Source organism: Psychrobacter sp. AOP5-GZ1-6, from assembly GCF_052376345.1.
Lineage (GTDB): Bacteria > Pseudomonadota > Gammaproteobacteria > Pseudomonadales > Moraxellaceae > Psychrobacter.
The window spans coordinates 23,483-38,514 of record NZ_JBQSVP010000021.1 but is presented as its reverse complement, the minus strand read 5'-3'; the positions used below and the strand labels follow the sequence as shown (position 1 = coordinate 38,514).

Genomic DNA, 15,032 nt, shown 5'->3' with positions numbered 1-15,032 from the left:
TGTGCGAGGCATAGCGAACGATATCTTTTTTGTGTGAGAACTTAAAGATTAACCGTTCGCTATTTTTTTTGCCATCAATTTGTCGCCAATGTTCAACACGCCCTAGTTGATAATCGGTTTTCATAACTATTTTTTATCACTACGTTTGTATTAAATAATTACGTTTGTGTTAAATAATAAGGAAGGCTTGATGATGCCAAACTTGATATATAAATAGAAATGTTAATGATAATTGTTAGCATTTAATTATTGACAGGTATCCTAACTAAATACGAACAATTTAGCAATAATTATCATTAAATAATTTATATTAGAAAACGATTCTTGCGCTTAATTTATCTTTATTTCTTTTCACTTACATCCTTCAAAACCCTTATTATCAAGGACTTCCAAGTATCATCACCCACACACTATTCTTTTGTTAAATATTCATTATTTAAATAATAAACATGCCAATCTAAAAAAAACATTGCAATAAACAACTCTTTCACTATACCCTAAGATAGTTGACCAATTAGTCAGGTTTGTAACTTTGACTTAATTATAAGATTCATAAATACCAGATAGCTACCTACTTTTATGTATTCACACAAGGATCGGTGCGACTTTTTGTGAGATAGATAAGCGATACGAAGTTTTAAAGGTGTGCCAACATTCATCTCTATTCTATGTATTGATAACCTTGCTTAATAATCTCCGTAGAGTTTGGACTGAAAGTCACTTTAGGAGGAAGCCAAGATGAGTGAGCACACTCAAGGAAACCCAGACTTACTGTATGGACTACATGACCGTCCTGCGCCTGGGAAAGCATTTTGGGTGCCATACAACACGTACTGGCCGCGTTTGTCGGTATCATTACCCCATCACTAATCATTGGCGGCGTCTTAGGTTTGGGAGAGCACATTCCCTACCTGATTAGCATGTCATTGATGGTATCAGGGGTCGCTACTTTTATTCAGACACGCAAAGTTGGGCCAATCGGTTCAGGTTTGATGGCATTACAAGGCACCAGTTTTGGCTTCTTAGCCGCAGTATTAGCAGCAGGGTTTGTGGTAAAAAACCGTGGTGGTAGTCCAGAGGAGATTCTCTCTGTCATCTTTGGCATTTCATTTCTTGGTGCTTTCGTCGAAATTTTCTTAAGTCAATTCATTACCAAACTCAAATCTTTAATGAGTCCAATCGTGACAGGTTGTGTGATCGTGACTATCGGTCTGTCCTTAACCAAAGTCGGTTTAACAGATTTAGCAGGCGGGGTTGGTGCTGAGGATTTTGGTAGTATGCCAAACTTATTACTGGGCGGTGGTGTACTGGTTAGTGTGGTGTTGATTAGTATCGTCAATAATAAAGTAATTCGCTCAAGTGCTATTTTTATCGGTTTAATGCTTGGCTTGCTAGCCGCCACCTTTATGGGTCGCATTGATTTTTCTTTGGTCGCAGAAGCCCCTCTCTTTACTGCGCCGATACCTTTCAAATTCGGTTTTGGTTTTGATTGGCAAGCATTTATCCCTATTGCCTTTATGTATATCATTACCAGTATCGAAACATCAGGTGATTTGACAGCCACATCTATGATTTCAGGCGAACCAATCAAAGGCCCTATATACGAAAAGCGTATCAAAGGTGGTGTATTAGGTGATGGTGTCAACTCGTTGATTGCGGCGACTTTTAATACGTTCCCTGTCACGACGTTTAGTCAAAATAATGGTGTCATCCAGATGACAGGGATTGCTAGTCGCTATATAGGGTTCTATGTAGGTGGTATCTTATTCTTTATGGGGTTATTCCCTGTCCTTGGTGCTGTCTTCACCCAACTACCAAAGCCAGTCGTTGGCGGTGTTACCCTATTGATGTTCGCTACTGTAGCAACAGCAGGTATACGTATTTTATCAACCGTCAACTTTACCCATCGCAATATATTGATCATTGCGACCTCGTTAGGTCTCTCTATGGGTGTGGCTTTTGTACCTGATGTATTTGCTCAAGCGCCGCAGTTTTTCCGTAATATCTTTGGTTCAGCAGTGACCGTATCTGGTATCGTCGCTATTGCTCTTGATATTATTTTACCCAAAAACTATGGTGTTGAGTTTGATACGGCAGAGCAACATCTGGATGATGGTCTAAAGCCACTTAGACAAAAAGTCTCTTAAATCATTTAGGAGCGTTTGAATAGCACTACTGCAAAGCTTGATTAATAGGTTTAACGAACGCTAGCGCATTTATCAAGCACTAGCGTTAAAGCCATTTTTTATTCTGGTTAATATACACTCTTATTGATATGAGATGACAGCGGAGAATAGCTCACTTATGACTGCACACATCTACTCAAGACCACAGCCACGCAAGATAAACGGCACCAAAAACTCAGCAGCACGCGCTTCATCCTGCTGGTCATAATCATTTTTGTCCATCAGACCAACGATTTCTGTTTCAAATTCAGCATATCGTTGCGTCGTTGCCCAAATCAAAATCAATAACTGTAGCGGATCAGTGATACCAATCTTGCCTTGCTCATGCCAGACTTTCATGACTTTTGCTTTATCAAGTGCCCATTCTTTCATTGTCGTCGACATAAAGCTATGCAAATGTGGTGCACCCACGATAACTTCTAGAGCAAACAGTTTGTGGCGATTTGGATGCGCAAACGCTTGACGTAATTTGGTGCGTACGAATTTTTCGATAACGACCTTAGGGTCACTATCGATCGTCATGGTAACCAAGCCATCGTTCCACTCTTGAATAATAGCGTGCAGCACAATTTGATACAGGTTTTTTTTATTCTTAAAGTAGTAATGGATATTAGCTTTTGGTAGGCCAGCCCTATCAGCGATACTTTGCATCGTAGCACCACCAAAACCCTTTAAGACAAACTCTTCTTCTGCTGCTGCCAAGATAACCGCTTGGTTTTGCGCACGAATGCCCTGCTGATTTTTCTGTGTTTTCGCGTCAGACGCTTCTTGTGTATTGATATCAGTTTCTTGATCCATGTTGGTAATACCTATTGTTGTTATAACGGTTGGCTATATGCCAATAAACAACCAGATTCAAATACGAATCTTTATGAAATATGAGCCACCTAAATAAAATTTCTTTATAAAGTAGTTGACCAAATAGTCAGGTTTAAGCAAAATAGCTTATATTAACCCACTTATTATTTTATATAACATTACTTTATTATATATTTTTGTATATCGTAATCTGAGCTTAACATTATCCATCCCTGCCGCCCACCTTTTAGTCCGTTGCTTTTACATGAATAGGAGATGACTGTGAAACTGTCTTTACAGCAATTTAATAAACTCTCGCCAGCTGAAGCCACGTCATATTTATTGACTTGCTGCACCAGTACTCAGTGGGCTCAGAGTTTAGTAAATAAACGTCCTTTCGGTGATATACAAACACTACTGACTCAAAGCGATGAAGCTTGGCTACAAGCTCAAACCGATGAAACTAATCTACTGCAAGCATTTGATGGCCACCCACAAATTGGCAATGTCGATTCGTTAAAAGAGAAATATCGTAACACGCAAGACAGTGCCGCACATGAGCAATCAGGTGCCAATGACGCTGAAGATAGTGTAATTGCAGCCTTAGCACAAGGAAATCAAGACTATCTCAATAAATTTGGCTTTATCTTTATTGTGTTTGCCACAGGTAAAAGTGCACAGCAAATGCTGGACTTACTGTTAGCAAGGCTACCAAACAATCGCGAAACTGAACTGGTCAATGCCGCTACCGAACAAAATAAAATCACGCGTTTACGTTTACAGAAACTGCTGAGCGACGCGTAAACCTCACCTGCCACACATATATAAATGGAGTTATTATGTCAGCCACTCTATCATCACATATTTTAGATACCCATCTGGGCAAGCCTGCTGCCGATGTCGCCGTAACCCTGCACCGTATTAACGATAGCGGTGACGCCACCCTATTGGCAAGCGCTATTACCAATGCCGATGGTCGCGTAGCTACTGACAGCTGGCAGTTTGACTCAACACTTGAGAATAACGCATCTGATTTGAGTCATGGTCGCTATACGCTGACTTTTGATACCCAGTCTTACTTTGATGCGCAGCAGCTCACCGCATTTTATCCGCAAGTCATTATCGATTTTATGGTACGCGATGACAATCACTATCATATTCCGTTATTGCTTAGCGCACACGGTTATAGCACCTATCGCGGCTCATAGCTTTCGTGATTCATAGCTTTCGTGACTCATAGCTTTTGTGACTCATAGTTACCTGCTATCTCATTCAGGCACATCATTATACAAGTTCATAATGAAAGCAAATAGTACACGAAACGAAAGCACATTGAAAAAAAGCTGACGACAAAAATTTGTAAAAAAGGACACCTGCCGCATGGGCGCTTATTATCTTGATTGGTTAAATTTATTTTTCCGCTGGTTCCACGTCATCGCTGGCGTAGCATGGATTGGGGCTTCGTTTTATTTTGTTTGGTTAGACCTCAGCCTACGTAAACCACCACAGTGGAAAAAGGATAAAGGCATTTCTGGTGACCTATGGGCGGTACATGGTGGCGGTTTTTATGAAATTGCCAAATACAAACTTGAACCTGAACAGATGCCCAAAACGCTGCATTGGTTTAAATGGGAAGCCTATACCACTTGGTTGACTGGTATGGCGATGTTATCTATCGTCTACTATGCCAATGCAACCGCTTATCTGATTGATCCAAGCAAGGTAGCTTTTGGCAGCAGCGTAGGTGCTATATCGACCAGCTTATTGTTTTTATTCGGCAGCTACTTTATCTATGAAGTGATTGTCCGCAGTCATTTGGGCAAAAACTCACTCATTTTTAGCAGCATTATTTTTATCCTACTAATCATCGCTTGCTGGGGTTCTTATCAGTTATTCAGTGACCGTGCCTCGTTTATCCATATCGGTGCCATTTTAGGTACGGTCATGGCAGGGAATGTCTTCTTTGGCATCATGCCAGCTCAACGAGCGCTAGTCGATTGCGTGAGGCGTGGTGAAAAACCCGGTAAAGAAGTGGCGGCCTTGGCGCTACAAGCAAAAAACCGCTCATTGATGAACAACTATTTTACGTTACCGCTTATCTTTATTATGATTAGCAACCACTACCCAATGATGTACTCCCATGCTCACGGTTGGTTGGTGTTGGTCTATGTCAGTATTATCACTGCGATTGTACGTCATTATTTTAACCAAAAACATTTGGACAACCATAAGCCACGCTATTTGGTCATTCCTGCAGTATTAACCATATTGCTCATCATTTGGATGCGTCCTGAACCGATTGAGCCGCTACCTGCTGCCAATGCCTCAGTCACGGCCTCAGTCGCTGCCGTACCTGTAACGCCCGATACGGAGCCTCCAGCAACTGACAGTGACATAGCAAGCGATGTAGCCACAAATACAAGTTCTACAGCTATCACCGATGATACAGCTACTACTACTACGGCTGCAGCGGTACCAGTGACAGCCTCAGCTGACGATGCCATGATGAATGTCGTACATACGCGCTGTAGCACTTGCCATGCTGCACAACCAACCCAACAAGGATTTGCCGCACCACCAGCGGGTATTATCTTGCAAACGCCTACAGACATGAAGATTCACAAAGCAAAAATCATCACCGCAGTACAAACTGGCTATATGCCATTGGGCAATCTCACTCAGTTGACTGATGAAGAGCGCCAGCAGCTTGTAGCTTATACCTCGGGGTTATAAATGAGCACTTTCACTCAGATAAGTAAACAATTACCTTGACCAATGAACTAGACATCCTTAAAGTGTTAACAATAAAGATTGTTAAGTGTTAACAATATTGGTTTCGATTGATTCCAATCTGAAAGGAGAAAAGGATGTCCACTGCAAATAAGCAAGAAAGTCAGCTCCACAATCAATCCAACAGCGCGCTCTATGATTGCACCACATTCAATCCAGAACGCAAAAACTCAAGATTATACAATGACGATCTTGCCCCACTACAGCCTGAACAGCGTAGTTGGGGATGGTTTTCGATATTTAACGTCTGGTCAAATGATATTCAAAGTCTTTTTGGCTATACGCTTGCTGCATCACTATTCTTAAGCTATGGTTTGAATGGTTGGTGGGTCATGGCGGCGATTATCTGCTCAGGATTCATCGTCATGCTGATGGTCAATTTGACAGGCAAACCCAGCGTCAAATATGGCATTCCTTTTCCAGTGCTCATACGTGCTAGCATGGGTATCAATGGAGCGAATCTTCCGGCGATATTACGAGCCATTATCGGTATTTTTTGGTACGGGGTTCAGACCTATTTTGCCTCCACTGCGGTTGCTATCTTATTGACTATTATGATGGGTAGTTCAGATGCAACTTTTTTAGGCCTCAATAGTACAGCGTGGATCGCCTTTGTCATCGTTTGGGTGTTTCAAATCATGCTTTTTTGGGCAGGTGTTGAGCCTATAAAACACTTTTTAAACTGGGCAGGTCCGCTCGTTTATGTGGTGATGGTTATCTTGATGGGTGTTGTCTGGTATCAGTCAGGCTCAGAGTTATTACCAGCTATTAACTCCATTTTTGCTAGTGGCAGCGACTATACGGGTACCTCCTTTCAGGCATTTACCGCGATTGTGGGCACCATGGTGGCTTATTTTGCAGCCGTTGTGATTAACTTCGGCGACTTCTCACGATTTTTACGCAGTGAAAAAGAAATGCGCTTAGGTAACTTAGTTGGTCTACCTATTAATATGATGTTTTTCTCATTCATTGCCCTAGTCATTACCGCAGGTACTTTGGTCTTATTTGGCGAAGCATTGACCAACCCTGCAGAGATTGTAGAACGAGTTGACGCACTCCCACTAACGATTGTTGCAGCCTTGACCTTCTTTGCAGCGACTGTGGGGATCAATATGGTCGCAAACTTTATACCACCCGCTTATGATTTGGCGAACTTATTCCCCAAACATATTAGCTTTCGTAAAGGTGGCTTAATTACCGCAGTGATTGCCTTTTTCGTTGGCGCACTATGGTTATCATTTATCAGTAAAATCGGCATCGTTGGCTTTGTAAATGTTGTTGGCGCAGTCATTGCACCCTTTTTTGGTATATTAGTTGTCGATTACTACTTAATCAAACGTCAACATATTAATATCAATGATCTATTTTCCGATCAACCAGATGGGGCTTATTACTACTATAAAGGTTGGAATATTCGTGGCTTAATTGCTTTTGCGGTTGGTGCTATCTTTTCTATCGCTACCGTATTAGTGCCTGCATTAACAAAGCTTGAGGGTTATGGTTTCTTACTAGGTGCCATATTGGGCGGTATCGCTTATTGGCTGCTGATGCAATCCGACGCCATAAAACCTAATCAAGCATCAGACTTTAGGTAAAAAAACATCTCAATTGAAACAAAGGAATATCAAACATGACTCAGAAAATCACCAGTAACTTTGATCAAGATGCTTACCCTCGTGACTTAAAAGGCTATGGTGGAAACCCGCCAAAAGCCAACTGGCCAGGCGGCGCCAAAATCGCTGTGCAATTCGTCCTAAATATCGAAGAAGGTGCAGAGAACAGTGTCATTCATGGTGATGGTCAATCTGAGCGCTTTTTATCTGATGTATTGGGTACGCCAGAATTTAACAATCGCCATCAGTCGATCGAGTCAGCATTTGAATACGGTAGCCGTGTCGGCGTTTGGCGAGTATTGGATACCTTTAAAGAATACGGTTTACCCATTACTACCTTTACTTGTGCAGCGGCGGCTGAGAAAACTCCGCATATTATCGAGCGCGTATTAGAAGACGGGCATGAAATCGCCAGTCATGGTCTGCGCTGGATCACCTATCAATATATGTATCGCGAAACTGAGCGCGAGCATGTACGCCGTGCAACTGAGATATTCAAAAGCATGACTGGTGGCCAGCCACTCGGTTGGTATACTGGTCGTGATAGCCCCAATACTCGTGAGTTAGTTGCAGAACAAGGTGGCTATATTTATGATTCCGACTCTTATGCTGATGAGCTACCCTACTGGCTCAATGTCAAGGTAGAAGACGGTAACAAAATCGCACGTAAGCCGCATTTAGTTATTCCTTATACGCTAGAAACCAATGACATGCGTTTTGCTTCTAGTCCAGGATTTACCAACGCTGAGCCTTTTTATCAGTACTTAAAAGACAGCTTTGACACGCTATATAAAGAAGGCGAACATACGCCCAAAATGCTAACGATCGGTTTGCATTGTCGTATCATTGGTCGTGCTGGTCGTATTACTGCTCTCAAAAAGTTTTTGCAATACATCACTAGCAAGCCTGATGTGTGGATATGCCGCCGTGACGAGATTGCCAAACACTGGTATAAAAACCATCCAGCCACTGCCGACAACACCGAAAACTGGCTGTAACCATACGCTCAGACAACCATTTATCGCAGCACACCATTATTATCGCGACACACAATCATTATCGTCGCACAAAGTCACCAAGGAACATGAAAAAATGTCAACAAAAAGTACTTATTACGCGCCAACTGGCGGATTACCTCCGCAAACACAACTACTATCCGATCGTGCTATCTTTACCGAAGCTTATGCCATTATTCCCAAACGTGTATTAACCGACATTGTAATTAGCTATCTGCCATTTTGGGAAGGTATGCGCATGTGGGTGATTGCCCGTCCTTTATCTGGCTTTTCAGAAACCTTCTCACAATACATCGTGGAAGTAGCACCAAATGGCGGCTCTGATAAGCCTGAACTAGACATGAAAGCCGAAGCCGTATTGTTTGTCGTTGAAGGTGAAATGGATATTACCATTGAAGGCGAAGCGCATCACCTGGAAGCTGGTGGCTATGCCTTCTTACCGCCAGCATGTAAATGGACGGTGAAAAATAATAGCGATAAGCACGTTAAGTTTCATTGGATTCGCAAAGCGTATCAGTTTGTAGATGGTATTGATGCACCTGAGCCTTTTGTCACAAGCGATCACGATGTCGATGCTATTGAGATGCCAGACACAGGTGGCGTATGGGCAACCACTCGATTTACCGAGCAATCTGATATGCGTCACGACATGCATGTAAATATCGTCACGTTCCAGCCTGGTGGCGTGATCCCATTTGATGAAACGCATGTGATGGAGCATGGTCTGTATGTACTAGAAGGTAAAGCCGTCTATCACTTAAACGGTGAATGGGTCGAAGTAGAGGCAGGTGATTTTATGTGGTTACGCGCATTTTGCCCACAATCTTGTTACGCTGGTGGACCTGGTCCATTTAGATATCTACTCTATAAAGACGTGAATAGACATATGCCATTTATTCGCCCAGAACGATAAGCCGTCTAGAATATAGTCGATGCTAAGTAAAAAAATACCAAGTAAAAGAGATACACGAGATTATAAGGCAAAGTCATGAGTACTCTTATGAAGACTACAATCGTTGCAAAACCTTTAACCAAAGCTGGTTTTGCACCCTACGGCACCGTTATCGAACCCTATGACAAGGATCAGCAAACGCCTGAAAACAGCTACCATATCAATAAAGGCTATGCGTGTCGTCATCACGCCATCGCTGAAGCTAAGCTCGATGGTGGTAACGTGGGCATGAGTATCTTCCGTGCCAAAAAACGTGATTTCCCTATCGTATTATCCGTGATGGAATATCATCCATTTGGTACGCAGGCATTTTTTTCGATGAATGCTCAGGACTATATCGTGGTCGTTGCACCTGCAGGAGAGCCACCAAAATCTGCTGAGGATTTGACGGTGTTTTATGCCAAATCGCATCAAGGCGTACAGTATGATGCCAATGTCTGGCATCATCCACTACTCGCACTTGGGCGCGACTCTGATTTTTTGGTCATTGATCGTATCAATGGTGAAGGTCAGAATTGCTATGAGCTCGATATAGAGGATTGGCAAGTGCAAGTTGATCTGGCTTCGGAATAGTTTCAGACAGTACTAGGGTGTGTCCTCATTTTAAAAATGGTGATAAAAATTAGATAAATTGCAGTCAAACAAGGAAAATAGCGCAGATAATATCGAGATATTAGTCAGCTATTTGACGCCGTTTGGCAAGATTTAGCCATTTTTAACCCATTTAGATAACTATCGATTGAATTGAGGACATGCCCTAATAATAGGTGATAGCAAGACTAGCTAATAGCCATTAGCTGGTTTTTTCATTTGTTGCAGATTAGGGTGCATTACCGGTAAGCAAAAAATCGCTAAACAAAAAACTTTCTATGAGCTGCCTTGTTTTTCATGTACTATTATACTAGAATACTGAAACAAGATTAAGGCTAAAATCAGCAAGACAGCCATCTACCCTTTTATGAAGATTAAATACTATGAGTACTGATCCCTATTCAAGTTTACTGAAGCATTTAGCGAATTGTAGTGACAGCGATGATATGGCAGAACTATTCCGTGCCCTACTGACGGATAAAGAGCAGCTTGAGATTGCCAACCGTATTCGTATTTTTGATGCTTTAGATCGTGGCATCACTCAACGTGAAATCTCTGAACAGTTAGGCGTCGGTATCGCCACTGTCTCTCGCGGTGCTAAAGCCATACAAAGTCATGATATCAGTGCGCTACTAGCGACACTTAGACAAGACACTTAATACAGTCAATTCACTATACCTGACACAATACTCTCAACATTCTTTTTATTTTTAGCTAGGGCGTCTCATCAATTAGATTATCAGGCTTAAAATAAGAAAAATTGTAGATAAACAAGGAAGAAATTGCCGTTAATATGAATATATTGACAAAATTTCTGACGATGTTTAGCAAAATTTAGCCATTTTAAGACCATTAAATGTATTAATGTGCTAATTGATGACACGCTCTAATACATATTTGAACTATTCCGGACTTTGTTATGACCTTTCCTACACTACTGCACGGCCAACCTACGGCGATTGATATTCCTAGCAAACCACAGCGTATTAAGCTCACTCAAGATATTGACTTTTTTGCGTTATTCAAACGTATAGAAAGCACTTTTGATACCTGCTACCTACTCGAATCTTTAGGTGAAGACAGCCATATCTCACGTCATCATGCCATTGGGTTCAATCCAGTCATGACCATCGCTGCCATCGATCGCAACACCCTTGCCATCACCGATAACAAAACTGCTGAAACAAACCACTACCAAACCGAAAACCCATATCAACTATTGCGTGAGATTACCCCGCAACACGTTATCGCTCGTGACCAGAGCGGTGGTTTGGTCGGCTATCTAGGCTATGACAGTGTGAATTTTTTTGAGCCCAGCCTCACTGCAAAGTCTAGCGACGATTTTGAACCGTTTAAGTTTGGCGTATATTTAGATGGATTAACGCTCGACAAGATGACGGGCGAAATTTTCTATTTTTATTATCCGACCGATCAGCAAGAAAACCGTATCGAGCACATCAAAGCGTTACTTGATACACCTACTCCAAGTTGTGAAAATCCAACGGTTGAGTTTTTAGGTGACGGCATGAGCCAAGAGGAACATGCGAAAGCGGTAATGCAGGTCAAAGAAGATATTATTGCCGGACGTATCTTTCAGTGCGAGGTAGGGTTTAAGTCTAAATATCGTATCGCTGGTGACAAGATGCCCATTTATGAAAAGCTGCGTAGCGTCAACCCATCACCGCACATGTACTTTATGAAGTTTGACCAGCAGTGCATCATCGGCGCTTCACCCGAATTATTGTTTCGCTTGCGTCAAGGTGAAATGGAAACCTACCCGCTTGCCGGCACTGCCAAGCGCGGCGTCGATGTGATCGAAGACCGTAAGCTTGCCCGCGCACTGCTTAACGACGAAAAAGAGATTGCCGAACATAACATGCTGGTCGACTTGCATCGTAATGATATTGGTCGTGTAGCACGATTTGGCACAGTAAAGGTACGTAACCTAATGGACATCAAACGCTTCTCGCACGTGCAGCATATATCGTCTGAGATTGTCGGAATTTTACATCCCAACGAAGACATGTTTAGCGCCCTTGCCAGTAACTTCCCCGCAGGCACATTGTCTGGGGCACCAAAGGTTGAAGCCATTAAAGTCATTAATGAGTTAGAGCCAGATGGTCGCGGTGCTTATGGCGGCGCGCTCGGTTCATTCAATTTCAATGGCGATTGTATCTTTGCCATTCCTATTCGCAGCTTGTTTATGAATGGTGAATCGGCTTATGCCCAAACCTGTGGCGGCAATGTATATGACTCCAATCCAGCCGATGAATACTTAGAGATTCAACGCAAACTGTCAGCGATGAAAGTCGTATTAGACAGCTTTATGTCGCTGTAGTTTGCAACTGCTGTAATTCATACCAGCCGTAATTCGCACACTGACCATATTTTATTAAAGAGTTTATGACCCATGAATGTTTTAATTATCGATAACTACGACTCGTTTACTTTTAATCTTTACCAATATATTGGGGAGATTTTACAAACCATGGACGGTGATGAAGAAGCAAACGTCATCGTTAAACGCAACAATGAAATTACACTGGCTGACGTGCAAGCGATGAATCTTGACCGTATCATTATATCACCAGGCCCTGGCGCACCTGATGATCCTGCCTACTTCGGTATTTGTGCTGAGGTCATCAAAGTCATGGGTAAGACGACGCCAATACTAGGTGTGTGCTTAGGCATGCAAGGCATCGCTCATGTGTTTGGCGGTGATGTGATACGTGCCAATGTACCGATGCATGGCAAAGTCTCAGCGATTCGTCACGATGGTGCGGGTGTCTATCAAGGATTACCACAAGCCATTGAAATCATGCGCTATCACTCATTGATGGTGAAAGCCAAGACACTGCCAGATTGCTTAACTGTCACCGCCGTCGTTGATAATGAGCAACATAGTGAGCATAGCCTAGCCAAATCAGCACTAGCAGGCGATGAAATCATGGGCTTACAACACAAAGACTATCCAATTCAAGGTGTGCAGTTTCATCCAGAATCATTCGCGACTGAAGGTGCCAAGCGTTTGCTCACTAATTTTTTAATGCAAATATAAAACAGGTATAAATTCGCTATGTTTGTCACATCACCTAATATAAAGCGCTCATTCACACGTATGACGGTGTTTGCTAGTCTGATGATAGTGGCTTCTTTCAGCTCGGCAGTGGCACCTATTGAGGCAAACTTTATATTGGGGATGGACATTCAGGGTCAACGTTTAAACCTCTATAGGGATTGCGAAGAAGGGAGCGTAACTTGCGACAATATGCTACTAGTTGCTCCTGATTTAGGGCGACTCTTGCAAACAAAACAGGTAGGCAAGAAACTCGATAATACGCCTTATCTCAATAATACGCCTTATTCTGTCAAGCTTTATGCAGCCAAAACCAAGCACAGTGTGTGTAAAGATGGTGTGACTCCTTGTAGGTTTCAGGGTTATGTCTTTGAGGGTAAAGACTTTAACGGATTTATCGATCCATCAAACCATGAAATATATATTGGCAGCAACAGTACCAGTGATGGCCATAATTTCTCCTACAAAGAAAATACCACTTATTTACCGTTAGCGTCACAAGCTGGGCTAATTGATGGTATCTACGAAACGTCTGATCAAGAAATAAACGGTAGCTATCATGACATACGACAAGAAGTCAGTCGGCTATATGGTGAAGAAATGGCAGCCGACTTGAAACAAGAACAAAAACAAAAACAAAAACAAAAACAAAAACAATGGATTAAACAGCGTTCAAAAGACTGCGGTGCAAACGCATCACATCAGCCAAGAACCCAAGCAGAGAAAGTGTGCTTTATTCAGCAAAACAACACCCGAGAACAAGCATGGTTTTTGTGGATTGATTAGCCCTACCTAAATCTTATCAGTTCGATGCCTTATTCCGACTATACTCGTCATTAATGCCTGCTTTGTATTTTCACACGCCATAGCATTTCCGAGCGACTCAGTAATATTTTCATGATAAACTCAAACAAAAGACAGTCTAATTATAGGCTGTCTTTTGTTTGTTCAGTATTGCTTAGCACATTTGAACAGCGGGCAATCTTACACAAGGTTGTATCATTCAGATAATAATAAGAAAACAATAGGGCGAACATGGATAAAGCAATCCCATCATCAAAGTCATGGATAGGCATCATTCAAATCATCACAGCTGCTGTTTGCTGGGGTACATTAGGAATATTTTCTACTTACCTTAATCAAATTGGCTTTAGTGGATGGCAGACAACTATTTTACGCATCGTAACCGCTGCGCTGCTTGTGCTCGTCATGCTACCAAAACTATGGCCGCATTTAATTAAACTGCGACCCAAGCAATGGATTGGATTGGCATTTCAGTCTTTGATAGGCGTGCTTGGCATGTCGTTATGTTATTTCTTTGCCGTTATCTACGTCGGTGCAGGCCCCGCTGTCGCACTGCTCTATACTGCACCCGTTTTTAGCTTGTTATTTTCGACGCTTTTGCTCAATGAATCTATTACTCGTCAATCAGCCCTACTGGCTCTAATGGCAGTGTTTGGCGTTGGATTGACGATGTTAGGTGAGCAAGCACAGGTCAACTGGGGTATTGTCTTGGGGCTATTGTCAGGAATGTGCTACTCATTATATGGCGTGCTGGGCAAACGAGCGATGCATAATGCTCACCCTGCCCCGTTAGTGTTTTTTACCTCGATTATTATCAGTGCTGGTGTGTTGCTATTATTACCAGAGACTTATCGTACTTATGAGCAGCTACTAAGCCTACCACTACCGACTTGGGGCTATGTCTTAGGGCTGTCTTTACTAGGAACTGTCGTACCATTTGCGCTGTATATGAAAGCATTAGAAAAGCTGCCTGCCTCTCGCGCATCCGTATTTACGATTTTTGAGCCGTTGACAGCCATTGCTCTTGCGACCATATTGCTACATCAATCATTGTCATTGATTCAATATGTGGGTGTGGTATTAATTCTACTAGCCGCTTTATTTAATGCCATGCTGAACGGTACTGCCACTCGCGTACCACGTTGGCTAAAAAAACGGCAAAAGGTATAAAACTCTGTTGTAATGGACAAAACTCTTGATATGTTT

At 42.3% G+C, this 15,032-nt stretch carries 14 protein-coding genes; 13 read left to right on the top strand and 1 reads right to left on the bottom strand.

The features are described 5' to 3' along the window. Positions 1–812 precede the first annotated feature (812 nt). Positions 813–2,147 carry a nucleobase:cation symporter-2 family protein gene (locus tag ACT3RN_RS04890; RefSeq protein ID WP_226945096.1) on the top strand — a complete coding sequence of 445 codons (1,335 nt, stop codon included), beginning with the start codon at positions 813–815 and terminating at the stop codon, positions 2,145–2,147. Between the two features lie 171 nt (positions 2,148–2,318). Here the strand turns inward: ACT3RN_RS04890 and ACT3RN_RS04885 are convergent, their stop codons facing one another. Next, positions 2,319–2,984 (bottom strand): TetR/AcrR family transcriptional regulator, encoded by a 666-nt coding sequence (locus tag ACT3RN_RS04885; protein ID WP_192518841.1) that lies wholly within the window; start codon positions 2,982–2,984, stop codon positions 2,319–2,321. Positions 2,985–3,260: 276 nt separating this feature from the next. On the opposite strand from ACT3RN_RS04885, the gene uraD reads away from it, so the two are divergent. The 12 genes from uraD to ACT3RN_RS04825 all read left to right on the top strand — a co-directional run bounded on the left by uraD (position 3,261) and on the right by ACT3RN_RS04825 (position 14,996). Further along, on the top strand, positions 3,261–3,788 hold the full coding sequence (gene uraD, locus ACT3RN_RS04880; protein ID WP_225739113.1) for a 2-oxo-4-hydroxy-4-carboxy-5-ureidoimidazoline decarboxylase: 528 nt from the start codon (positions 3,261–3,263) through the stop codon (positions 3,786–3,788). 35 nt (positions 3,789–3,823) lie between these two features. Then, on the top strand, positions 3,824–4,192 hold the full coding sequence (gene uraH, locus ACT3RN_RS04875; RefSeq protein ID WP_192518843.1) for a hydroxyisourate hydrolase: 369 nt from the start codon (positions 3,824–3,826) through the stop codon (positions 4,190–4,192). Positions 4,193–4,364: 172 nt separating this feature from the next. Next, positions 4,365–5,717 (top strand): urate hydroxylase PuuD, encoded by a 1,353-nt coding sequence (locus ACT3RN_RS04870; protein WP_192992108.1) that lies wholly within the window; start codon positions 4,365–4,367, stop codon positions 5,715–5,717. Positions 5,718–5,851: 134 nt separating this feature from the next. After that, positions 5,852–7,369: an NCS1 family nucleobase:cation symporter-1 gene (locus tag ACT3RN_RS04865; protein ID WP_192518845.1), complete on the top strand. Its 1,518-nt coding sequence runs from the start codon at positions 5,852–5,854 to the stop codon at positions 7,367–7,369. A 35-nt stretch (positions 7,370–7,404) separates the two neighbouring features. Further along, complete coding sequence (gene puuE / locus ACT3RN_RS04860) at positions 7,405–8,385, top strand: allantoinase PuuE (RefSeq protein ID WP_192518846.1); 981 nt, start codon at positions 7,405–7,407, stop codon at positions 8,383–8,385. Positions 8,386–8,479: 94 nt separating this feature from the next. Continuing rightward, complete coding sequence (locus ACT3RN_RS04855) at positions 8,480–9,316, top strand: bifunctional allantoicase/(S)-ureidoglycine aminohydrolase (protein WP_192518847.1); 837 nt, start codon at positions 8,480–8,482, stop codon at positions 9,314–9,316. Positions 9,317–9,391: 75 nt separating this feature from the next. Continuing rightward, positions 9,392–9,928, top strand: coding sequence for an ureidoglycolate lyase (locus tag ACT3RN_RS04850; RefSeq protein ID WP_226945097.1), 537 nt, complete (start codon positions 9,392–9,394; stop codon positions 9,926–9,928). Between the two features lie 401 nt (positions 9,929–10,329). Beyond that, complete coding sequence (locus tag ACT3RN_RS04845; RefSeq protein WP_192518849.1) at positions 10,330–10,605, top strand: Trp family transcriptional regulator; 276 nt, start codon at positions 10,330–10,332, stop codon at positions 10,603–10,605. A gap of 260 nt (positions 10,606–10,865) precedes the next feature. Further along, on the top strand, positions 10,866–12,284 hold the full coding sequence (locus ACT3RN_RS04840) for an anthranilate synthase component I family protein (RefSeq protein WP_192518850.1): 1,419 nt from the start codon (positions 10,866–10,868) through the stop codon (positions 12,282–12,284). 72 nt (positions 12,285–12,356) lie between these two features. Beyond that, positions 12,357–13,004 carry an anthranilate synthase component II gene (locus ACT3RN_RS04835; RefSeq protein WP_192518851.1) on the top strand — a complete coding sequence of 216 codons (648 nt, stop codon included), beginning with the start codon at positions 12,357–12,359 and terminating at the stop codon, positions 13,002–13,004. Between the two features lie 18 nt (positions 13,005–13,022). Continuing rightward, a complete protein-coding gene (locus ACT3RN_RS04830; protein ID WP_444518512.1) occupies positions 13,023–13,808 on the top strand; it encodes a lysozyme inhibitor LprI family protein in 786 nt (261 codons plus the stop codon). A 249-nt stretch (positions 13,809–14,057) separates the two neighbouring features. Then, entirely contained in the window at positions 14,058–14,996 is a 939-nt protein-coding gene (locus tag ACT3RN_RS04825; protein ID WP_192518853.1) for a DMT family transporter, read from the top strand. Positions 14,997–15,032 lie beyond the last annotated feature (36 nt).